Raw genomic sequence first — 20,826 nt, forward strand, 5'->3', positions numbered from 1 at the left:
GTAGTGTTTATATGAATTAATTATTTAGGTCTGTTTGTTGAAATCTTATCTAATTTGAATCCATTGAACAAAAGAAGGAAAAGAAAATCAAGAAGATCTACTTTGCGAAAAAGTTTTTTCGCTAGTTTGTCTTTTCATCTTTACTCACGCTTTAAAAGAGGCATTAGATGGCTTTTGCCAGGCCTAGTAGTCAAAAGGTGGATGATGACATCAGGATTGGGTTTATTAATTGCTTTGATTGGAGCCTCAATTTGGGCTGATTTACGTCCAATTTATTGGGTGGTTGAAATACTTTTTTGGTTTTTAGGATTCATTACCACTTTTGTACCTAGAAATATTTCTGGACCAATAGTTTTTTTGATAGGGATATCTCTTTTGGTTTGGGGGCAAGGAAGAAGTTTTGAATCTATTAGGCAAGCCTTAGGTTCCAAAAAAGATACTTTTTTAGTTGATGCATTAAGAGCTAAGCAAAAATTAAATAGAGGTCCGAATATTGTTGCGATTGGAGGTGGTACAGGATTATCATCATTATTAAAAGGCTTAAAAAGATATAGCAGTCGAATAACAGCAATAGTTACTGTTGCAGATGATGGAGGAAGTAGTGGAGTGCTCAGAAGAGAACTGGGTGTCCAGCCTCCAGGAGACATAAGAAATTGTTTGGCAGCTTTAGCAACAGAAGAGCCACTAATAAAAGGGCTTTTTCAATATCGCTTCCCTTCAGGAAGTGGACTTGAGGGACATAGCTTTGGAAACCTTTTCCTTTCGGCTTTAACGGCAATAACTGGAAGCTTAGAGACAGCAATCACGGCATCAAGCAGGGTTCTTGCTGTTCAGGGTCAAGTTGTACCAGCTACAAATGTAGATGTCCGGTTATGGGCCGAACTTGAGAATGGTGATCGAATAGATGGAGAATCAGCTATTGGTAATGCGCGCTTACCAATAATTAGAATCGGTTGTTATCCTTCTCGACCTCCAGCTTTGCCAAGAGCACTGGAAGCAATAAGAAATGCTGAAATTATTTTGATAGGGCCAGGAAGCCTATACACTTCAATTCTTCCAAACCTACTTGTTCCTGAAATAGTCGAAGCTATAGAGAGGAGCAAAGCTCCAAAGCTATATATATGTAATTTAATGACTCAACCAGGTGAAACTGATGGACTTGACGTTACTGGTCATGTGAGGGCTATAGAAGCGCAACTGGCCTCTAGAGGAATTACTAGGAAAATATTTAGTTCAATACTTGCTCAAGATGAATTAGAACCCTCCCCATTGGTTGATTATTACAAATCAAAAGGGGCTGAACCCGTCAAATGCAACAAGGTTGATCTTTTGTCTAGAGGTTATAAGGTTTATTTAGCTTCTCTTCAGGGCTCAAAGGCTACTCCGACTTTGAGGCATGATCCTAGGAGTCTAGCTTTAGCAATAATGAGATTTTATAGAAGATACAAAAAAGGTAAATAAATTCAGTATGCATCCTGCATTTCATAAAAATCTGGCTGAACATAGTCTTTCCTAAGTGGCCATCCTTTCCAGTCTTCAGGCATTAAAAGTCTTTTAGGATGAGGGTGGCCTGTAAAGTTAACACCATACATATCGAATGTTTCTCTTTCTTGCCAATCTGCTCCTCTAAAAAGACTGTATAAACTAGGAACATTTAAGTCTCCATCTCTATCCAGGAATACTTTTAATCTTACTTCGCGAGGAGAAAAATCTTTCTTAAATTCATTCATTTCTATTAAATTATAAAAACAAACAATATTTAAACCAGGACCTTCATCGTATCCACCTTGGCATTGAAGATAGTTAAATCCATCATTTTTTAACGCTTCAACTACTGATAAAATATTTTTTGGAGTGATTTTTATTACTTCAACTCCTAAGTGGTCATCTTGGAGAGGAATGTTTTCAAATCCATTTTTAGATAGCCAATCGCTTATTGGACCTGAGATTTTTTCTTCGACTACAATTTCAGATTCATTTGTCATTTTTTTAATAGGAGATGCTTAATTACTTGAAAGTTGTTCAGATATTTTTTGAACCTCTTTTAAAGATTGATCAAATTCTTCAGATAAGGAAGGATTTAATGCAATTAGTTGGGATTTTGCGTTTAGATATTTACCATTAACTTTTGACTCTGATCTTTTCATTTTATGAGGAATAGTTAAATAACGATGAGTTTGAGTCATTTTTGATCTCTCAGAGATTGATTCGTTAGCAACTTTTTTTCTTAATTTGATAACAGCATCAAATATTGCTTCTGGTCTTGGAGGACATCCAGGAAGGTAAAGGTCAACTGGTATTAATTTGTCAACACCTCTAACTGCCGTGGTTGAATCGGCGCTGAACATGCCACCAGTAATAGTGCAAGCCCCCATAGCTATTACATATTTTGGATCTGGCATTTGCTCATAAAGTCTTACAAGAGCTGGTGCCATTTTCATTGTGACCGTACCTGCCACTATCAATAAATCTGCTTGTCTAGGAGAACTTCGTGGTACTAATCCAAATCTATCAAAATCAAATCGCGAACCGATTAGAGCAGCAAATTCAATAAAACAACAAGCAGTTCCATAAAGAAGAGGCCATAAACTGCTTAATCTTGCCCAGTTGTGAAGATCTTCAAGGCTCGTGAGGATTATATTTTCGCTTAAATCATTAGTTACTTTTGGAGTCCCAACAGGGCCACATGAAGATTCTCTGAGATTTCTTACGGCTTCAGAGGAGGGAGATTTATTCAAGGGATTTAACTCCATTCAAGGGCACCTTTTCTCCATGCATATGCTAATGCCACAACCAATATTGTGATAAAAACAAGTGCTTCTATAAATGCTAATAACCCAAGTTTGTGAAATGCAACTGCCCATGGGTAAAGGAACACCGTCTCGACATCAAAGATAACGAAAACAAGTGCAAACATGTAGTAACGAATATTAAATTGGATCCATGCTCCTCCAATGGGTTCCATTCCAGATTCATATGTAAGCTGCCTTTCTCCTGCTTTGCTTTTAGGAGAAATTAACTTATTTGTTGTGAGAGCAAGAATGGGAACTGCTCCGGAAATAAGAAGAAATCCTAAAAAATACTCATAACCCTGAAGGGAAAACATGAATGAATTACTGATTTCAATATCAGTCTGACAGTCATTTTCTAGATTAGTGCCATAGAGTTGTTCTGTGTGAAGGTGAAAACTGTGAGTGAAGACATCAAAACAAAATCAAATCCTTTGGGAAATTCGAATTCTGATGAAAAACAGAATCAAGTGATTTCAATGGAACTAGAAAACTCAACCGAGGAGTTTGATCCAAGATTAAATCGCTTCGAGTGTATGAGTTGTGGTTTTATTTATGATCCTGATGAGGGTATAAAAAAGCTAAATATTGAACCAGGGACGGCATTCTTGGATATAGATAGAGAGAAGTTTAGATGTCCAGTCTGTCGAGTAGGATTTGGTGGATATAAGGATATTGGACCTAAATCAAAGCCTAGTGGATTTGAAGAAAACCTTACTTATGGCTTTGGATTTAATAAACTGCCTTCAGGCCAGAAAAACGTTCTTATTTTTGGAAGCCTGGCTTTAGCCGCTGCCTGTTTTCTCTCTCTTTATTCTTTGAAATGAAACGTCTGCTTTCAAATGTCATTAATTTGACCCTTGTCTTAATAGTCGGAGTAGCTCTTAGTGGTTGTACTGTTAGCAATGCTTCCATTGGTTCATCTAGCCCTTGGTCACTAATCGATCTCGATACTGAGGCAAATCCACTTGATGTTGACTTCGTCGATGACAAAAATGGGTTTTTAGTTGGCACCAACAGGTTGATTCTTGAGACAAATGATGCGGGAATTACCTGGAAAGAAAGAAATTTAGATATTCCAAGCGAAGGCAACTTTCGTTTGATAAGTATTGATTTTAAAGGCCAAGAAGGTTGGATTGCAGGACAACCAGGATTGATTCTTCACACAACTGATGGAGGGAAAAATTGGACTCGTCTCGATTTGGGAAATAAGTTGCCAGGAGATCCATATTTGATAACAACAATTGATACTGATTCTGCTGAGTTAGCAACTACTGCTGGAGCAATTTATAAAACAACAGATGCTGGTACAAATTGGGAAGCAATAGTTGTTGATACCTCAGGCTCTGGAGGTATTAGAGAATTAAGACGTACAAATAATGGTGGCTATATAAGTGTTAGTAGCCTTGGTAACTTCTTCTCGCTTCTAATTCCAGGAGAGGAGTCATGGGAGCCTCATCAAAGAGCAAGTAGTAAGAGAGTTCAAAGCGTTGGTGAACAGCCAAATGGCGATTTATGGATGCTTTCAAGAGGAGCTGAAATCAGATTTAATGCAGACCCTGATGATGTTGACTCCTGGTCAAAGCCAATAATCCCAATCGTCAACGGTTATAACTATCAAGATCTTGTTTGGGATCCATCTAAATCGATTTGGGCAGCGGGTGGAAATGGAACATTGTTAGTAAGCAACGATAATGGAAAAACTTGGGGAAAAGACCCAGTTGGTGAATCTGTTCCAACAAATTTCATCAGAATTTTATTTGTGGACGATTCTAATAGTGACAGTCCAAAGGGATTTGTTTTCGGAGAAAGGGGCAATTTACTGCGATGGCAGGGTTGAAATCATAAATTTTTGATGATTTCCATAACTCTGTGTAACCACCTTGCAACAGAGCCCCATTCTTTTGATTTCGCTTGATAAGATCACTGAGCTGATTAAGTGAGGCTATGGCTGCCGGCTCTACCGGGGAACGCCCGTTTTTTGAGATCATTACTAGTGTCCGCTATTGGATTATCCATGCGGTTGCACTTCCTGCGATCTTCGTGGCAGGATTTTTATTTGTGTCTTCTGGGCTTGCCTACGACGCTTTTGGAACTCCTAGACCAGATACGTATTTTCAGGCTGGAGAAAGCAAAGCTCCTGTTGTTGTTCAGCGCTTTGATTCCAAGGCTGAACTTGACACGCGTCTGAAATAAACAAATTTCATCTGATTGCTTTATTATCCATGCAAGTCAATCCAAATCCAAATAAAGTTCCGGTTGAATTAAACCGAACAAGTCTTTATCTTGGACTCTTACTTGTTTTTGTAATGGGAATTCTTTTTTCCAGTTACTTCTTTAACTAAATCTCTTTATCATGAGCAAATTAAAAGGACCTGATGGACGAGCAGGAGATCGTCTGCCAAATGGTATGCCTGCAGTCTCCTGGGAAAGACGTTGGACAGAGGGAGCACTTCCTTTGTGGTTAGTAGCTACTGCAGGTGGAACAGCTGTTATTTTTGTTCTTGGTATTTTCTTCTACGGTTCATACACTGGTATTGGTAACGCTGGTTAATTTTAACTAGAAAAATACTATTTATTTGAAATAACTAAAAAAACCAACTTACATTTAATGTGAGTTGGTTTTTTTAGAGCCAATATTTATCTGTAAATAATTTTATCTTTTCTCTAGTTTTATTTGGTACATGCTCTTTTGGAGTAACTAACGCATTTTTTAATGCATTATGAAAAGAGCTTGAAGGCCTTAATGATGAGATTCTTTTAGCGGCAGCAGAGATTATTAATTTTGCAAAATTTGCATTTTCCTGAAGGTTCTCAATGACCATCTCGACAGATACATTTTCGCAATTTTGATTCCAGCAATCATAATCAGTAACCATGGACAGGCTTGAGTAAGCGATTTCGGCTTCTTTTGCCAATCTAGCTTCCGTATGGTTTGTCATACCTATTATTGAGCATCCCCAATTTCTATATAAATTTGATTCTGCTCTTGTTGAAAATGCTGGTCCTTCCATAGCAAGATATGTGCCTCCAGTGTGTATTTTTTTTTCTTCGGTTAACAATTTTTCTATTTCTTGCGAAAGTATTTGAGAAAGAATTTCGCAAAAAGGATTTGCCATGCTTATGTGAGCTACAACTCCATTGTTAAAAAAAGTCAATGGTCTTTGATGAGTTCGGTCAATAAATTGATCAGGAATAACAATGTCGCAAGGTTTGATATCTTCTTTTAATGATCCCACAGCTGATGCGGAGATTAACCATCTCACGTTTAGAGAGCGCATAGCCCAAATATTTGCTTTATATGGAATTTCGCTTGGGTTTAAAGTATGTTTCTCTCCATGGCGAGCTAGAAAAACAATTTCTATTCCAAATAGATTGCCTATTAGTAACTTATTAGAAGGTTTTCCATATGGAGTGTCTAAGCTTAACTCGACTATATTTTTAAGATTTTCAATCCTATATAGTCCGCTCCCTCCAATAATTCCTAATCTTGCTTTTTTGAAATCATAGGCATCTGATTGTGTTCCAGAAATATTCAAAAAATCATGTTCACTGATCATCTCGTTTTGGCTGGTGGTGGACATACTCATGCCCTTGTGTTGCTCCGATGGGCAATGAATCCAAAATTGAAGCCTGCTGGAATGATTACTTTAGTTAATAAAGAAAGTACAACCATTTATTCTGGGATGTTTCCAGGGGTCCTGGCAGGTAAATACAAGATTGATAAAATACTAATTGATTTGAGGACTATTGCTTCAAAAGCCGGCGTTTCATTTGTCATGGCAGAAATTGAGGGGATTGATCTTAAGAAAAAAAAATTACTTTTAGTAGGACGTCCTGAAATTGAATATTCTTTATTATCCTTAAATATCGGAACAAAAACTAACTTAAATTCTAGATCTTTAATTAGGCGGGATAAAGATTTAGTTGTTCCAATTAAACCTTTTTCCGAATCATATAAATTTATTGTTGCCCAAGATATTCATAAGGATGATTCTTTGGCAAAACCATTTGTAATTATTGGTGGTGGATTTGCTGGAATAGAAATAGCTTTTTCTTTAAGAAAAAGATGGCCAAAAAGATCTATTTTATTAAAAGTCAAATCGGGAAGAAAAATCAATAAGAATCTATTAAGATATTTAAAGGATTTAAATATTGAGATCACACAAAAGAATCCATCTATTTCATATCCACGACTAATATGCACTGGTAATAAATCATATGATTGGATAAAAGATAGTGGTTTGCCTATAGATAAGAATGGGAGGGTATTAACAAAAAAAACTCTCCAAGTCCTTAATTATCCTGAATTATTTGCTGTAGGAGATTGTGGAGTAATTAAGCATCATTTTCGCCCTTCATCTGGAGTGTGGGCAGTTCGTTCGGCAAAACCACTTGCGAAAAATTTAGAGCTTATCAGTAAAGGTTTAAAGCTTGAGGAATGGAAACCTCAAAGAAAAGCAATACAACTTTTAGATATTAACTTTGCAAATAAAGAATCTAAAGCTTTTATCTCTTGGGGGGGGGTTGTTATGGGCCCTTATAATTTTCTATCAAGATTGAAAGAATTAATTGATAAAAAATTTATCTCTAAATTTTATCTTATTAAAAAAATAGATTCAGAAATGTTCTCTGGTACAGAGATGATTAAGTGTAGAGGATGTGCCGCAAAATTAGCTTTTATTCCATTAAAGTCAGCATTGAATAAATTAGATTTAATAGAAACTTCAACAGATGATTCTATTAATATAGGAATATTAAAATCAAGCAAGACTTTGATACAAAGTGTCGATGGATTCCCATCTTTAGTTAGTGATCCATGGTTAAACGGTAGGCTTTTGGCTTTTCATTCTTGTTCTGATATTTGGGCATGTGGAGGGTCTGTAATCTCTGCACAATCTGTTGTTAAATTACCATCTTTACAAAATCATTTGCAGCAAGAATTGTTATTTCAATTATTGGAAGGCATTAATTCTGCTTTGACTATTCAGGGGGCAAAACTTATAGGTGGGCATACATTAGAATCAAGAAAAATATCTGAAGAGCCTTTCTCTCTAGATATTGAAAGCTCATTAATGGTAAATGGAATTATTGATGAAAAGAAATATTTTTGGTCTAAGGGAGGAATGGAAAAGGGAGATCAAATTCTGATAAGTCGTCCTTTGGGAACTGGAATTATTTTTGCTGCATTTATGAATGGTCAAATCAAACCTCATTTACTTGATTTAGTTCTAAAAGAAATGAATAGAAGCCAGCATTATATTGTTAATTATATTAATCAATTAACAAATATAAATTTACATTCAAAAATTATTAATGCATGTACTGATATAACTGGTTTTGGATTACTAGGTCATTTGTCTGAAATGTTAGAATCTACAAATAACGATAAATTAAAAAAGAATTTAGAACCCTTAAAAATTATCCTTGAGTTGGATAATATACCAGTATATGATGGAGTGAAAGAACTTATAGATCAAGGTTTTGAAAGTAGTTTAGCTCCTTCAAATGAAATTTTTTTAAAAAATATTGATGGAGATAAAAACCTCAGATTTGATCTTGTATCTAATAATTTTTTTTCGAATGAATCGTTTTATAATAAAATGTTAAAGATTTTAATAGACCCACAAACATGTGGACCCTTGGTTGTTAGTTGTTCTCCCATTCATGCACAAAAACTTATAGTCAAAGGACCTTGGATTAAAATTGGATTTGTTTCTTAATAAATATTTTTTTCATCAATTAATTTCATTCTTTGCCGTTTGATTTCTTTTCCTATTTCTGGTCCAGGTTTCCAACCTTTAGCAATTAAGTCATCTCCTTTTATTGGAGACTCTATATACTTCCAATTGAATAGCCAATATTTCAAATATTCTTTTAGAGGGTTTTCTTTACATATTTCAAGCATGAAACAAGATTCATTAACATTTATTGCCTCTAAATTTATTGTCCATTTTGATGGAGACCAATTTTTATATAAATCATTAGCGATTATAAGTTCAAGATATTTATTTAATTTAAATGCCCCTTGGATAATTTCTTTTTGTTGTTGATTTAAGTGTAATCTTTTAGCTAGTGTTATAGGGTTTTTAGATTCATATACTAATGCGATAAGAGGTTCAATATTTGACTTCTTTGCAATGATTATTTTTTCGATTAGTCTCTTATCATTCTGTAATTTGGAATCTACTATTTTTAGTCCTCCCCAGGTTTGTAGATTTTTTAATGCAGTCTCCCAATATTCACTTTTTAAAAGTAATTCGAGTTCCATTTTTAATCTTATTGATAATGCTGAAGGTGCCAAATCAGTATTATCTCCAATATGCCACTTCCATGGCCAAAGATTTATTGTATCTTTTATTTGCCTTAAGGCTTGACTTGATAGATCAAAATCTAACTTTGCAGAATAGCGAGAAGCCCTAATAATTCTTGTTGGGTCATCTAAAACACTTGATTCATGCAAAAAGTCGATTTTCATATTGCAAATAGCATCTAATCCTGAAAATAAATCTATGATTTTATTACCTTTAAGATCAATTGCCATTGCATTTATATTAAAGTCTCTCCTGATTAGATCATTATTGATTGTTGATGATTCTACTATTGGATTTTCTCCAGGTATGGGGTAAGTTTCTTCACGAGCAGATGCAATATCAACTTTTATATCATTAATTGTTATTTCTGATGTTTTATAAGTTGTATTATTGCGAATTACTTTTACTCTTTCGGGCCCAAGGGTTTTTTGCAATTCTTTGACATAAGTTGATGTCTCACCTTCTATTACCAAATCTAGATCATTAAAGATAATTTCATAATCTTGGTTTTTAGATTTTGTTATTAAGTCTCTAACAACTCCTCCAACTATGGCTATAGATTTTATATTTATTGAGACTGCTACATCTAATAGAATAGTTAGAATTCCATTGGGTAATTCTCGTATTTTTTTTTCAATTGTATCTTTATCAAATAATTCCATGAGATATATGATTTTTAATTTACATTTTTTGTTTAAATTTTACTCATCTATTAATTTCAATGGAGCTAATCTTGGGTCCAGTATTTTGGGTCCCATTCCTGAGAATTTTATAGCAAGTGATATTTTTTCTCCTGAACCAAATACATGTGTTACTTTTCCTTCTCCAAATGAAGAGTGTTCAACTTTATCGTTGACTGACCATTTTTTACCTGGATAAGGACCTGAATATGTTTTTCTCACTCCATTTTCAGCTCCACTAGGAAAAGAATTTTTATTACTTTGGCGATCAATTCTAGTTAGTCTATCTAGATTTTTTTCTCTCCTTAGTGTGGCTCCACCAGATAAAGGGATATCGCCTTTAACAAGATCTTCTGGGATTTCGGAAAGAAATATAGATGCGATAGCAGGTTCTCTCATTCCTCCCCACATTCTTCTCTCTGATGCATGAAATAGAAATAGTTTTTCTTTAGCTCTAGTTAGGCCTACGTAGCAAAGTCGCCTTTCTTCCTCAAGTGAAGATGGATCATCAAGTGATCGATAGCTTGGGAATAAACCTTGCTCCATTCCCACAAGACAAACCACAGGAAATTCCAAACCTTTGCTGCTGTGAAGAGTCATTAATGTGACTCGATTTGAAGCAGTGTCTTTATTATCTGCATCGCTTGATAAAGCTGCAGTTGATAAAAAACCTTCTAAATTTGCATCTTCACTTTCTTCCTGATATTGCAAAGCAGCGTTAACTAATTCTTGAAGATTGCGCCTTCTTTCCTCTGCCTCATCTGTTCCTGTTGCAATTAATTCACTTAAGTAGCCACTTTTTTCTAAAACTAATTGAACTAACTCAGCAGGGCTTGAAGAAAGAAGATGACTTTGTAATTCATTGATAAGTTCACTAAAAATCAAAAGACCTTTAGCAGATCTTCCAGCGAGAGATCTAACAGCCTCGGGGTCATTAACAACTTCCCAAAGAGGAATTTTTAATTGACTAGCAGCATCGCTCAATCTTTGGACTGTTGTTTTACCTATCCCTCTTTTAGGAACGTTTAAAACTCTTAGAAGGCTTATACTGTCAGATGGGTTAATTAAAAGTCGTAAATAAGCTAGCAGATCTTTAATTTCTCTTCTGTCATAAAAACGCAATCCTCCAACCACTATGTATGGGATACTCCATCGGACCAATGAGTCCTCAATTGCTCTTGATTGAGCATTAGTTCTATAAAGAATAGCCATATCTCCCCAATTTAATTCTGGATTCGAGGCATCTAAAATTCTTAGCCTATGAATAACTGCCTCTGCCTCTGCTATTTCATCGTCACATCTTGTTAATTTAATAGGCTCACCTTCTCCCCTAGTAGCTCTAAGAACTTTATCTATTCTTTCTTTATTGTTGGAAATTAGTGAATTTGCTGCTTCGAGGATGGTAGAGGTAGACCGATAATTTTCTTCAAGTTTTACAAGAGTTGAATCATTTGTATTCTCCTGGCTTTTCTTCCCAAAGTCCTCTTGGAATCCCATTAGTATCCTAAAGTCCGCAGCTCTAAAGCTATAAATGCTTTGATCTGCATCGCCAACAACAAAAACTGATCGCTTATTCCAATCTTTAAAAGAAGATGGATTTTTACCATTGGTAACCAATTGTTTAATTAATTCGTATTGGGTCCAATTAGTATCTTGATATTCATCGACTAAAACATGTCTAAAACGATTGTGCCAATAAGTTCTAATTTGTTCATTTTGCTTTAGTAATTGAACAGGTATTAATAGAAGATCATCAAAATCTAATGCATTATTAGCAGCTAAAGCTTTCCTATAAAGTCTATAAGTTTCAGCGACTAATTTTCCTCTCTGACCTTCTTCACTCTTTGATAAATCATCAGGAAGTAAACATTGATTTTTGGCATTACTTATGGCCCAGCGGACTTTTTTGGGTTCAAATCTTTTAGGGTCTAATTGTAGGTCTTGTGTAACTATTTCTTTGATAAGACTTTGTGCATCTGTTTCATCATATATTGAAAACTGTCTAGTCCAGGTTAATCCTTCAGTATCTTTGAATTTGTCAATGTCAAAACGTAACAATCTTGCAAATAAGGCGTGAAAAGTTCCTATCCATAATTCACGGCTTATTTCACGGTATATACGATTACGAATTTGTCTTTGTTCTGCAACTTGTAAGGCTGACCAGGTCTTGCCATGAATGACATTTGCTAATCTTTTTGCTAAAAGTATTTCAAGTCTATCTTTCATTTCTCTTGCAGCTTTATTGGTAAAAGTGACTGCAAGAATAGAGCTTGGATCAACTTTATATTCAATAATTAAATGTGCAATTCGATGAGTAAGAGCCCTGGTTTTTCCACTCCCTGCCCCTGCTATAACTAACAATGGACCATGAAAATGATCAACTGCTTGAGACTGAGCCTGGTTTAATCCATTTAAAAATATATTGTTTGATTTTTTCATTTTATAGACTGAAAATACATTAATTTAAATTTAGTTTTAGCTATATTAATAAAGATAATTTTATATTATTTAAGCAGATAAAATAAAGTTATGTTATCAAGCTAGAAGTCATATTTTCTTTTTGTTTATTTAGTTTGGAAAGTATTATCTTGATTTGATTAAGCTCTGAATGAGTTTTGATAATTGCGTTGATTTTTTTCTGAGGCATTTTCAGCTTATTTGAAATAGTTACCACTTCTTTTTCTAGACGATTTTTGTACTCGGTTAGTTCCTTAATTGATTCTTCCAACTCTTCTTCTGTAGGGCTTTGCATTTTTTTATCTCAACAATAGCTCAAATTAGTGATATCCCCTTTGCTTATAAGCTTTTTGAGATAACTCTATGAATGATTTTAGTGAAAATTCTTTTTACAGTTAAGAAGCATTGCGTTCTTAGGTTTCGTTCAGTGAAATGTGACTGTAAGTCTTAAGTTGAATTAGTAATGACTAGTAAATCATTAGTTATTTAAATTTTTTTACTTACATATCGTAGGTGGTTAAAAGATGCTTGATGCGTTCTCTAGAACAGTTGTAAGTGCTGATGCCAAAGGTGCAGCAATTGGAAGTGAGGATCTTTCAGATTTAAGAAAGTACGTAGCAGACGCAAATAAAAGAATCGATGCAACCCTTGCAATTACTCAAAATGTTTCTTGCATAGCTGCAGATGCAGTGGCAGGGATGGTTTGTGAAAATACTGGACTTACTCAGCCAGGGGGACATTGTTATCCAACGCGTCGAATGGCAGCTTGTTTAAGGGATGGAGAAATTATTTTGAGATATGTAAGCTACGCACTTCTTGCAGGGGATCCATCTGTTCTTGAAGATAGATGTTTAAACGGTTTAAAAGAAACTTATCTAGCTCTTGGAGTACCAACTTCTAATGCTGTTCGGGCAGTTGAAATCATGAAGATTGCCACAGTAGCAATTATGACTGAGACAAATACAGGAAGAAAAATGTTTAAGGGAATTAATTCTGGTTCAGGAGCACAATGTCAAGATATCGCGGCGGAGGCAGCATCATATTTTGATCTTGTAATAGAGGCTTTGAGTTGAATATTCAACTTTAATTTTAATTCCTCTTCTAGGGTACTTCCAACCAAATCTTATTAATCATTATGAAATCTGCAGTTACAACCGTTGTAAGCGCAGCTGATGCAGCAGGAAGATTTCCTAGCATGAGCGATTTTGAGTCTGTGAAAGGTTCTTTTGATAGGGCAAATGCTCGTCTAGAGGCTGCAGAAAAACTTGCTTCTTGTCTTGATAAATTTACTAATCTTGCTGTTGATGCTGTGTATGAAAATGGTTCATATGAGCAGGCTAATAAAGATAAGTGCGTGAGAGATATTCATCATTACTTGCGTCTTATCAATTATTGCTTAGTAACTGGTGGCACTGGTCCTTTAGATGAATGGGGAATCTCAGGTATGAGAGAAATTATTCGTATCCAGCTACTACCAACAGCTGCATATATAGAAGCATTTATTTTTATTCGGGATGAAATTAAGATCAATGATGTTATGAGTCAGCAAGCCGCAACGGAATTCAAAGGATTATTGGATTATTTAATAAACGCACTTGCATAAAAATAAATTAATTTAATTCAATATTTTTTACGACTTTTAAATAAGTATTTGAAATTATAATGATTGATTCTATAGATTTAAATAAATATATAGAACTTTATCAAGATTTCTTGCATCCAAATCCAAATATTAATTCTCAAGCATTTTTGATTTTAAGAAAAGAATTTGAGTCTAAATTTATGAATAATCTTTTAGCTAATCTCAAGGAAGAAGATTTATTTCTAAGAAGAAAATCAATATTAGCTTTGGGACGATTTGGAGAAAAGACTTTAAAGTCAATAGTTACATTGTATATGGATAGTAATAATACAACTGTTAAAGTTAGCTGCCTTAAAACGATGATCAAAGTTGTTGTTAATTTTGATTTAGAAGAATTAACTCAGGAAAATATGTTAGTAGTGGAATCAGCACTTAATGAAGACGCGCCTGAGATAATATTGACTGTTATTTCTCTTTTGAGGCAATTAGGGGAAACTGGTAGAAATATTTTGATCAAAATTAGTAGAGATAAAGACTTGTTAAAAGCTAAAGCTTCTATAAGCGCTCTTTTGGAAATGAAAGACCAGACTGTTGATGATTTATTTGATGAATTATTAAATGATAAATCTATTGATCCAATGATAAAAGAAGATATTTTAAGAGACAAAAATATTGAATATTCTTGATTATTTTTAATTCTTTTAGTTATCAATTTTTTTTATAGCTAATTTAATTATTTTTCTAACATTTTTATCTTTCTCAATCTTCAGTAGTTCTTTTAGTGGACATATAGCTTCGTTAATATTAAGTTGCATTAAAGACAATACTGAGGTTTTTCGAATATCTACACTATTGTTTTTTAATTTTGATATTAAGGTTGGAATAAATGATTCTATTTTATTTAATTTACCAACTAATTTAATAGCTTCAATCTGAACATTTTCAGCAGTATCATTAATAGCACCTTCTACTAGCTGAATTGCTTCTTGGTCTTGCGACTGCCTAATGTGTTCTTCAAGTGCTGAAATTGCAGCTGATTTAACATTTGTGTTTTTTGATTTAGCTGCTCTCTTTATTGCACTTGGTGCTTCGGATCCAATAAATTCTAAACACCAGGCTGCAAGACCATATTGCATTTCTGTATATTCTCCACTTTCTAAAACAATGATTAAATGATTCACAGCAGCCTCGCCAAAAATCGCAATTGCACCAGCGGCAGAGAATTGCACTACAGAATCTGAATCATTAGTAAGTGCTTTTATTAAATGAGGTAAGGCTACTGGATCTCCAACTAACTTTATAGTTTTGGCTGCTGCTCTTCTTTGTATTACGTTTTTACTATTGAGCAGAGCATTAATTAACTCAGGTAAAGCGGCTGTACCTACTTTAGCTAAAGCTTCTGCATGACTTCTTCTAACTAAACCATTTTCATCATTAAGACCTTTTATTAAAAACTTGATTTCGTCTTGAATTGATTTTTTCTTACTCCTCATATTTTGGTTGCCACCCTGGGTGTTTGATGTCTGTTCTTCTGTTGTTAGATTACTTTTAGAGTAATTATCCACTTTTTTATTATCGACTTAAAAGCTTCTTATATAATCTAGATTAAACTATTCGCTGCAATGTTATTACATGTATTTTCATAAATAATATCTTTTTATATTCATCATCAATTTTATGCTGAATATAATGCTCTCAGAGTATCTATTGAATAAAGACCCTTAAATTTAAAGTGCAATCCAATTCATTTGATAATCTACCTAAAATCAAGAAAAGAGATGCTATCAATATTCTTAGAAAACCAATTTCTGAAGTTAAGATTTTAGCCGACTATTATAAAGCTGTATTTCACTTGGCAAATTTCCCTTGTGAAGAATCAGAAAACATACTTCTTGACTTTATTAAATATGACTGCGAAAAACTTGAATATAAGATAGCAAAAAGAAAAGCGATAGAAGTACTTGCTATTTTTGATTGTAAAAGGGCTATACCAATTATTGCAGATTTTCTAAAACATGATGATGATTATCTCATTGAGACATCTGTATGGGCATTAGGTAAACTTAAATGTGATGATATTTATATTATTAATAGTATTTGTTCAATATTGTATAAACAATTCAATAACAAAAGAGTAGTAATACAAACCTTAACTAAATTGGGAGTTAAAAACGAAATAGATAAGATAAGATCATTATCAACGGATATGCAATCCTCAAATGGAGTTAAAGCAGCTTCTTTTACCGCATTAATAAAACTTTGTGGGGAAGAGGATAAGCTTAGTAATTTAAAGGATTTCTTGAGACTATCTAATCAAAATGATAGACATTGCGCAGTTCAAGATATTATAAATGCTGGTCAAATAGCTGTTCTACCTTTTTTAATCAAGTCCCCAATTTCTCCATCATTTAAATTACAGGCAATAGACTCTCTTTGGATTGATGACATATTATTTTGCAAAAATATAAATATCCTTGATTGTATAGATTTAGTAATTATTGATGATCCAAAAAAGATAAACACATTAGATATTAATAATTTTAAAAAAGATTTAGCTTTTTTGATAGAGCAACTTTTTCATACTGACTTCAATAGATGTTATAAATCAATGAAGGAGTTAGAAAAATTCCCCTTAGATGAAGTTTTGTATCACCTAAATAATAATTGGGATAGAGCAAAATCAGATTATGGAGCAATATATTTCTTTATAAATGCATATAAAATATTATTAGCTAAGCAATTATATGATAAATCAATTTTAGATAAAGTAGATTTTTTATTATCAGACTATTGGCCTAATTATATGAAATTTAAATCTTCAGCAATAGAAATTCTGGGCTGTTTAAATGATGCTAAATTCTATAATAATATAAATAAATTTTCCGATGAGAGGCTTACACCTTATTGGAAAAATAGATATACAGCTTTGCTTGTATTACAAAATAGGCAAATACATATTAAAAAAGATTTTGGTAAATCATTTCTCAATGATAGCAATAGATTTGTGAGATTAAAGGCGCAAGAAATTTGTTCTTAGTCAATTTCTATTTTTAAAGATAAATAGAAGATCTATACCCAATTCTCGTTGATGAAAAAATCAAAATTATCTAATTTTTTAAATATTAATGGTCCAAAGTCTGATCCCCAAATTTTTTTATCAGTTTCTATTTCATAACCAGAATCTTCAGCAATAAAACTATTTTTATTAACTGTAACTTCACTTTTTACGTAAGTCTTATGTTTCCCATATTGTATATAGCATCTTAACCCTGGTTCTAAAGTTCCTGAAAAATTTCCTGGGCTTGTCTCTCTGAAATGCATAGAACAACCAGACTTTTTATATAACTTATATTTAGATATTGTATCTAGAAGAGATATATCTAAAGCACCACCTGTGAATCTTTCTTTATCTTCAATCTTATGATTACTTAAAATAAAAATTTCTTTTTCGTGGGATAATTTATTTATAGACTGTCTATATGGATTCCATATATCATGTTGATATCTCTGTTCTGAGTAAAAAGCAAAACATTTATATGTTTTAAAAAACAATGGTCGAATATGTATTTGAATATGCGCAAAGTTTTTTGGATTATCTAAGGCTTGCTCCTTATTGCTAAATATGCCTGAAATTATCTTTGCAAATTCTAGTAAGTTTTTGTTGCTCATCTTATAGATATAATTTATTTTTTTATAGAACGAATTTCGGATGCATAAGATGTTTGCAGAATAGCTGATGAATCTATTGCTCTTGTTACAGAAGTTCTACTCCTTAAATTGTTTGATACAAACCAAATTCTTTCTTCGGTACAAATATGACTATAGTCTGAATAAATAATTAGAGTTCCATCATCAAGAATTTTATATAATGATACTACTTGCACCGCTTCAGTATATCCAACACTCCTAATTATCTTTCCTTCTGTTTTAGAAATTTCTATTGGAACGAGTATGCTTTCACCAGAAGATGTTTCTTTTTGATTCTCTTCACCCCATTCACTTTTTGCTTGCCAATTAATTAGGAATGCTTTATTTTCTGCATTAGTATTTATTAAATTATCTTTTAAAAATTTAACAACTCTAGAATCGTTTCTTTTTGAAGGAACTATTTTTATTTTACTTCTTATTTCTTCAAACTCTTGAAATGCTAGTGAATGTCCGCTTCTCATTGAGTTCCATTCTCCAACGCTTTTTAAGAAAAACTCTTCAATATTCATCTAATTTATTTGAGTTGAGATTAATTTATTTTTAGAAAATTAAATAACTTGACAAATGTCACTTGTAGCAAAGGCTTTTGTTATCGCTGCAGTTTCTAGAAAACTTTTTGTTTTAAAACTAATTGGAGAATTCCATGACCTCATGTAAGGAACTATATCTTCACCAAAAACATTATTATATTCATCAGAATCTATTAGAAAATCAATATGAGCTTCAAAACCTAGGTTATTTATAATATTAGAACTTTGAGCTACTTCGAGTTGACTTTTGATGGGCCTACCAAGAATATGTTTATATCTTAACTTGATAGATTTATATTGACTAATACTATCAAAGTAGAAATTTCTATAAATAGTAGATTTACAAATTTTTCTCGTAAACTCTCTTACTGTTATATCACCATTTCTTAGTTTCCTTTCAATATCAATTGGTCGCTCTGATTGCATTAAAGATAAGTTTCCAAAGATGTGTTTATACAATGCATTGATTGCTTCAAGTAATGCATCATCATCATTAGGAACAAATTCATTGATTTGAAGTAAATTTATTTCATTGTTATTTTGTATTTTATAATTGTATGTATTTATCTTATTTCGCTTGTAAGAGCTCATAACATTGTTGTTTAGAAGGCTTGAGTTTGATTTAGGTTTTGTCGTAGATGTTGTGGTGAATTTATTTTTTTGACCGGGCATTGATGCACCTCTAATGTGTAAATTGTATGGTATTCTATTGCTTCCAGATATCCTGCTTTTATTATATTTAACTGGTTCTTTATTAATAGTTTCTGCTCCTATTCTTAATGCTTTAAATGGAATAGATAACATATGATTGATTTGTACTGGTCAATTTTAACAATACAGTTAGGCTAAATATAAATTTTGTGCATTTAATTCTCTTTATTATTTAATTTCTTAATATTAGTATCAACTGCCTTGGCTTTTACCTTGAGTTAAAGAAACCCTTTTTTTTATCAAACCACTAATAATAGCAAGTACAAACATACCAACCATTGCAAATACGATATATATCTTATCCGCGAGTCCAGCTCCTATAGCAACTGCTACAGGGACAAAAATCAGAAGACAAAGAAGCAAAGCAGATGTAAATAGTCTCCACCTTGTTCTTCCTAGCCCTAATCCGTAGCTGAGGAAATCAAAAAGTCCTGTCATTAGAACCCCAGTCATTAGGAAGAAATTTCCTTCTAGTTGGTTTTGATTGAAACTTTCAATTCTTTTCATTGCTTTTATTCCAACCAAGCGACGCACAGGTTCACGTCCTAAATTTCTTGCTATCCAAAATGCCACTTGGCACGATATAAAGTCAGCCAAAAAAATTGTTAAACAAGCAGTTTTGAAATCCAACAACCTTCCAGCAAGAATTGCATATGGGAGATTTGATATAACAGGGAAGATAGTACTTATACCTCTAAGAATAAAGATTCCTAAAGGAGCCAAGATACCCATATCCTTAACAATCTGATTAATCTGTTCTTCCCATTCGATTACAATAAAGTAGTAAAAGAGAGCAGCTGCCAATACGAAAAGCGCTATCAATAGGAATTTTCGTAATTTTTCCTTTCTCAAAGTTCACTCCTAGCTGTCTGTGATCAGATCTTAAAAGATTTCTAATTTAATTATCCTATTTAAAATGTATTTATTTTTATTAATCCATAATTTACGAGAAAATAATTAATCAATTTCATGAGTCTTGGCAAGATACTAAAATTAAATTTTAAAGCGTGAAACTTGATGCACACATCTGCTGAAAAAAACTTGTTTACTTGAGGATCTGGCTTTGTAAGTTCTCATTTGGTTGATCGCTTAATGAAATCTGGAGAAAAAGTTATATGTTTGGATGATTTTTTACTGGGAGTCAAGAAAATATTGAACATTTGATTGGTCATTCATCTTTTGAGCTTATGAATCATGACGTTACCAAGCCAGTCAAGCTTGATGTGGATAGGACTTGGCATTTTGCTTGTCCAGCTTCTCCAATTCATTATCAATTTAACCCTATTAAAACAACTAAAACGAGTTTTCTTGGGACTTACAATATGCTTGGATTAGCGAGGAGAGTTGGAGCTCGAATATTATTCGCGAGCACTAGTCAAATTTATGGAAATCCCGAAACATATAATCATACTGAAAATATAACTTTAATTAAATCCTATAGGAATTCGTAGTTGCTCCGATGAGGGTAAACGTGTTGCCTAATAATTGTGTTATGACTATATGAGAATGAATGGTATTGAGATAAGAATTTCCAGAATATTTAATACCTTTGGTTCTAGAATGTTATTAAATGACGGAATACTGTTTAGTAACTTATTAGTTCAATAAATAGATGTAAAGGACCTAACTATATATTGCAATGGTAATCAAACTATAAGCTTTTGTTTCGTTTGTTTTTTATTGATGGTTTAACTTTATTCATGAATTTTTCAAATATAGAACCAATTAATTTAGGCGATACTGAAGAATTATCTATTCTTTAAATTAATAACTTAATGATAAAAGTAATTGAATAAGTAAATCTGAAATTTTTAGAAGAACTATTGTATGATCCTTAGATAATAAACCTTGAATTTATCTTTCAAAAAAGAATTAAATTGGGATCACAAAATAATCTTGAAAGACTGATTAGAAATTATGAGAGAGTATTTTGAAATGAAATTAACCTTTGTAAAAACTAAATAAGTAATTAACTATTATAAATTTAAAAAGTTAATCACTATGATGCTATGATCATAGTGAAAATGTTTATTCTTAGTAAATTATAATAAACAC

At 32.9% G+C, this 20,826-nt stretch carries 23 protein-coding genes and 1 pseudogene; 12 read left to right on the top strand and 12 right to left on the bottom strand.

What is annotated here, in order from left to right; all coding sequences use genetic code 11:
* The first annotated feature begins 63 nt into the window (after positions 1-63).
* Positions 64-1,461 (top strand): gluconeogenesis factor YvcK family protein, encoded by a 1,398-nt coding sequence (locus tag O5637_RS09365; protein ID WP_269606973.1) that lies wholly within the window; start codon positions 64-66, stop codon positions 1,459-1,461.
* A 2-nt stretch (positions 1,462-1,463) separates the two neighbouring features.
* On the opposite strand, the gene O5637_RS09370 is transcribed toward O5637_RS09365, so the two are convergent.
* From O5637_RS09370 to O5637_RS09380, 3 genes are read right to left on the bottom strand one after another with little or no spacing between them, the layout of a single operon-like run.
* Positions 1,464-1,985 carry an NAD(P)H-quinone oxidoreductase subunit J gene (locus O5637_RS09370; RefSeq protein WP_269604468.1) on the bottom strand — a complete coding sequence of 174 codons (522 nt, stop codon included), beginning with the start codon at positions 1,983-1,985 and terminating at the stop codon, positions 1,464-1,466.
* 18 nt (positions 1,986-2,003) lie between these two features.
* On the bottom strand, positions 2,004-2,753 hold the full coding sequence (nuoB, locus tag O5637_RS09375; RefSeq protein ID WP_269604470.1) for an NADH-quinone oxidoreductase subunit NuoB: 750 nt from the start codon (positions 2,751-2,753) through the stop codon (positions 2,004-2,006).
* Positions 2,744-3,106, bottom strand: a complete 363-nt coding sequence (locus tag O5637_RS09380) for an NAD(P)H-quinone oxidoreductase subunit 3 (RefSeq protein WP_269604472.1) — start codon at positions 3,104-3,106, stop codon at positions 2,744-2,746. The genes nuoB and O5637_RS09380 overlap by 10 nt, the downstream gene beginning before the upstream one ends.
* Positions 3,107-3,190: 84 nt before the next feature.
* Between O5637_RS09380 and O5637_RS09385 the strand changes: the two genes are divergently transcribed.
* The 5 genes from O5637_RS09385 to O5637_RS09405 all read left to right on the top strand — a co-directional run bounded on the left by O5637_RS09385 (position 3,191) and on the right by O5637_RS09405 (position 5,343).
* Positions 3,191-3,616 carry a rubredoxin gene (locus O5637_RS09385; RefSeq protein ID WP_269604474.1) on the top strand — a complete coding sequence of 142 codons (426 nt, stop codon included), beginning with the start codon at positions 3,191-3,193 and terminating at the stop codon, positions 3,614-3,616.
* A complete protein-coding gene (locus O5637_RS09390; protein WP_269604475.1) occupies positions 3,613-4,629 on the top strand; it encodes a photosynthesis system II assembly factor Ycf48 in 1,017 nt (338 codons plus the stop codon). The genes O5637_RS09385 and O5637_RS09390 overlap by 4 nt, the downstream gene beginning before the upstream one ends.
* 107 nt (positions 4,630-4,736) lie before the next feature.
* Positions 4,737-4,985, top strand: coding sequence for a cytochrome b559 subunit alpha (gene psbE / locus O5637_RS09395; protein ID WP_011294296.1), 249 nt, complete (start codon positions 4,737-4,739; stop codon positions 4,983-4,985).
* Between the two features lie 29 nt (positions 4,986-5,014).
* Positions 5,015-5,134, top strand: coding sequence for a photosystem II reaction center protein L (locus tag O5637_RS09400; protein WP_011294297.1), 120 nt, complete (start codon positions 5,015-5,017; stop codon positions 5,132-5,134).
* 11 nt (positions 5,135-5,145) lie between these two features.
* Positions 5,146-5,343, top strand: a complete 198-nt coding sequence (locus tag O5637_RS09405) for a photosystem II reaction center protein J (protein ID WP_011294298.1) — start codon at positions 5,146-5,148, stop codon at positions 5,341-5,343.
* 73 nt (positions 5,344-5,416) lie between these two features.
* Here the strand turns inward: O5637_RS09405 and mtnP are convergent, their stop codons facing one another.
* Complete coding sequence (gene mtnP / locus O5637_RS09410) at positions 5,417-6,349, bottom strand: S-methyl-5'-thioadenosine phosphorylase (protein ID WP_269606975.1); 933 nt, start codon at positions 6,347-6,349, stop codon at positions 5,417-5,419.
* Between mtnP and selD the strand changes: the two genes are divergently transcribed.
* Positions 6,335-8,512 carry a selenide, water dikinase SelD gene (selD, locus tag O5637_RS09415; RefSeq protein WP_269604482.1) on the top strand — a complete coding sequence of 726 codons (2,178 nt, stop codon included), beginning with the start codon at positions 6,335-6,337 and terminating at the stop codon, positions 8,510-8,512. The genes mtnP and selD overlap by 15 nt on opposite strands.
* Here the strand turns inward: selD and O5637_RS09420 are convergent.
* The 3 genes from O5637_RS09420 to O5637_RS09430 form a co-directional block, all read right to left on the bottom strand.
* Positions 8,509-9,765, bottom strand: coding sequence for a CCA tRNA nucleotidyltransferase (locus O5637_RS09420; protein ID WP_269604483.1), 1,257 nt, complete (start codon positions 9,763-9,765; stop codon positions 8,509-8,511). The genes selD and O5637_RS09420 overlap by 4 nt on opposite strands.
* A 39-nt stretch (positions 9,766-9,804) precedes the next feature.
* On the bottom strand, positions 9,805-12,222 hold the full coding sequence (locus O5637_RS09425) for a UvrD-helicase domain-containing protein (protein WP_269604485.1): 2,418 nt from the start codon (positions 12,220-12,222) through the stop codon (positions 9,805-9,807).
* Positions 12,223-12,310: 88 nt separating this feature from the next.
* Positions 12,311-12,535 (bottom strand): hypothetical protein, encoded by a 225-nt coding sequence (locus O5637_RS09430; RefSeq protein WP_269604487.1) that lies wholly within the window; start codon positions 12,533-12,535, stop codon positions 12,311-12,313.
* A 229-nt stretch (positions 12,536-12,764) separates the two neighbouring features.
* Between O5637_RS09430 and O5637_RS09435 the strand changes: the two genes are divergently transcribed.
* The 3 genes from O5637_RS09435 to O5637_RS09445 all read left to right on the top strand — a co-directional run bounded on the left by O5637_RS09435 (position 12,765) and on the right by O5637_RS09445 (position 14,508).
* The gene (locus O5637_RS09435; RefSeq protein ID WP_269604488.1) at positions 12,765-13,313 is read left to right on the top strand and encodes a bleomycin hydrolase; all 549 of its coding nucleotides are present in this window, start codon (positions 12,765-12,767) and stop codon (positions 13,311-13,313) included.
* 62 nt (positions 13,314-13,375) lie between these two features.
* Positions 13,376-13,843: a bleomycin hydrolase gene (locus O5637_RS09440; protein WP_269604489.1), complete on the top strand. Its 468-nt coding sequence runs from the start codon at positions 13,376-13,378 to the stop codon at positions 13,841-13,843.
* A 59-nt stretch (positions 13,844-13,902) separates the two neighbouring features.
* Entirely contained in the window at positions 13,903-14,508 is a 606-nt protein-coding gene (locus O5637_RS09445) for a glycosyltransferase (RefSeq protein WP_269604491.1), read from the top strand.
* 15 nt (positions 14,509-14,523) lie between these two features.
* On the opposite strand, the gene O5637_RS09450 is transcribed toward O5637_RS09445, so the two are convergent.
* A complete protein-coding gene (locus tag O5637_RS09450) occupies positions 14,524-15,387 on the bottom strand; it encodes a HEAT repeat domain-containing protein (RefSeq protein ID WP_269604493.1) in 864 nt (287 codons plus the stop codon).
* Positions 15,388-15,554: 167 nt separating this feature from the next.
* Here O5637_RS09450 and O5637_RS09455 point away from each other — a divergent pair, with 167 nt between their 5' ends.
* Positions 15,555-16,859, top strand: a complete 1,305-nt coding sequence (locus O5637_RS09455) for a HEAT repeat domain-containing protein (RefSeq protein WP_269604496.1) — start codon at positions 15,555-15,557, stop codon at positions 16,857-16,859.
* A 32-nt stretch (positions 16,860-16,891) separates the two neighbouring features.
* Here the strand turns inward: O5637_RS09455 and O5637_RS09460 are convergent, their stop codons facing one another.
* The 4 genes from O5637_RS09460 to O5637_RS09475 all read right to left on the bottom strand — a co-directional run bounded on the left by O5637_RS09460 (position 16,892) and on the right by O5637_RS09475 (position 19,623).
* Positions 16,892-17,491, bottom strand: coding sequence for a chromophore lyase CpcT/CpeT (locus O5637_RS09460; RefSeq protein ID WP_269604498.1), 600 nt, complete (start codon positions 17,489-17,491; stop codon positions 16,892-16,894).
* 14 nt (positions 17,492-17,505) lie between these two features.
* Positions 17,506-18,039 (bottom strand): phycobiliprotein lyase, encoded by a 534-nt coding sequence (locus O5637_RS09465; protein WP_269604499.1) that lies wholly within the window; start codon positions 18,037-18,039, stop codon positions 17,506-17,508.
* 39 nt (positions 18,040-18,078) lie between these two features.
* Positions 18,079-18,864, bottom strand: a complete 786-nt coding sequence (locus O5637_RS09470) for a phycobilisome rod-core linker polypeptide (RefSeq protein WP_269604500.1) — start codon at positions 18,862-18,864, stop codon at positions 18,079-18,081.
* A gap of 99 nt (positions 18,865-18,963) precedes the next feature.
* Positions 18,964-19,623, bottom strand: coding sequence for a TVP38/TMEM64 family protein (locus tag O5637_RS09475; protein WP_269604502.1), 660 nt, complete (start codon positions 19,621-19,623; stop codon positions 18,964-18,966).
* A gap of 240 nt (positions 19,624-19,863) precedes the next feature.
* Here O5637_RS09475 and O5637_RS10805 point away from each other — a divergent pair.
* A pseudogene (locus tag O5637_RS10805) lies at positions 19,864-20,679 on the top strand (NAD-dependent epimerase/dehydratase family protein).
* Positions 20,680-20,826: the final 147 nt, after the last annotated feature.

It is taken from the genome of Prochlorococcus marinus str. MIT 0917 (genome assembly GCF_027359575.1).
Taxonomy (GTDB): domain Bacteria; phylum Cyanobacteriota; class Cyanobacteriia; order PCC-6307; family Cyanobiaceae; genus Prochlorococcus_B; species Prochlorococcus_B marinus_D.

What these genes read in the sequence shown, in the direction of transcription:
- O5637_RS09465 (WP_269604499.1), bottom strand. Translation starts at nt 18,039, where the DNA reads ATGAATATTGAAGAGTTTTTCTTAAAAAGCGTTGGAGAATGGAACTCA.
- O5637_RS09400 (WP_011294297.1), top strand. Translation starts at nt 5,015, where the DNA reads ATGCAAGTCAATCCAAATCCAAATAAAGTTCCGGTTGAATTAAACCGA.
- O5637_RS09370 (WP_269604468.1), bottom strand. Translation starts at nt 1,985, where the DNA reads ATGACAAATGAATCTGAAATTGTAGTCGAAGAAAAAATCTCAGGTCCA.
- O5637_RS09445 (WP_269604491.1), top strand. Translation starts at nt 13,903, where the DNA reads ATGATTGATTCTATAGATTTAAATAAATATATAGAACTTTATCAAGAT.
- nuoB (WP_269604470.1), bottom strand. Translation starts at nt 2,753, where the DNA reads ATGGAGTTAAATCCCTTGAATAAATCTCCCTCCTCTGAAGCCGTAAGA.
- O5637_RS09470 (WP_269604500.1), bottom strand. Translation starts at nt 18,864, where the DNA reads ATGTTATCTATTCCATTTAAAGCATTAAGAATAGGAGCAGAAACTATT.
- O5637_RS09405 (WP_011294298.1), top strand. Translation starts at nt 5,146, where the DNA reads ATGAGCAAATTAAAAGGACCTGATGGACGAGCAGGAGATCGTCTGCCA.
- selD (WP_269604482.1), top strand. Translation starts at nt 6,335, where the DNA reads ATGTTCACTGATCATCTCGTTTTGGCTGGTGGTGGACATACTCATGCC.
- psbE (WP_011294296.1), top strand. Translation starts at nt 4,737, where the DNA reads ATGGCTGCCGGCTCTACCGGGGAACGCCCGTTTTTTGAGATCATTACT.
- O5637_RS09430 (WP_269604487.1), bottom strand. Translation starts at nt 12,535, where the DNA reads ATGCAAAGCCCTACAGAAGAAGAGTTGGAAGAATCAATTAAGGAACTA.
- O5637_RS09425 (WP_269604485.1), bottom strand. Translation starts at nt 12,222, where the DNA reads ATGAAAAAATCAAACAATATATTTTTAAATGGATTAAACCAGGCTCAG.
- O5637_RS09420 (WP_269604483.1), bottom strand. Translation starts at nt 9,765, where the DNA reads ATGGAATTATTTGATAAAGATACAATTGAAAAAAAAATACGAGAATTA.
- O5637_RS09390 (WP_269604475.1), top strand. Translation starts at nt 3,613, where the DNA reads ATGAAACGTCTGCTTTCAAATGTCATTAATTTGACCCTTGTCTTAATA.
- O5637_RS09460 (WP_269604498.1), bottom strand. Translation starts at nt 17,491, where the DNA reads ATGAGCAACAAAAACTTACTAGAATTTGCAAAGATAATTTCAGGCATA.
- O5637_RS09435 (WP_269604488.1), top strand. Translation starts at nt 12,765, where the DNA reads ATGCTTGATGCGTTCTCTAGAACAGTTGTAAGTGCTGATGCCAAAGGT.
- mtnP (WP_269606975.1), bottom strand. Translation starts at nt 6,349, where the DNA reads ATGATCAGTGAACATGATTTTTTGAATATTTCTGGAACACAATCAGAT.
- O5637_RS09380 (WP_269604472.1), bottom strand. Translation starts at nt 3,106, where the DNA reads ATGTTTTCCCTTCAGGGTTATGAGTATTTTTTAGGATTTCTTCTTATT.
- O5637_RS09440 (WP_269604489.1), top strand. Translation starts at nt 13,376, where the DNA reads ATGAAATCTGCAGTTACAACCGTTGTAAGCGCAGCTGATGCAGCAGGA.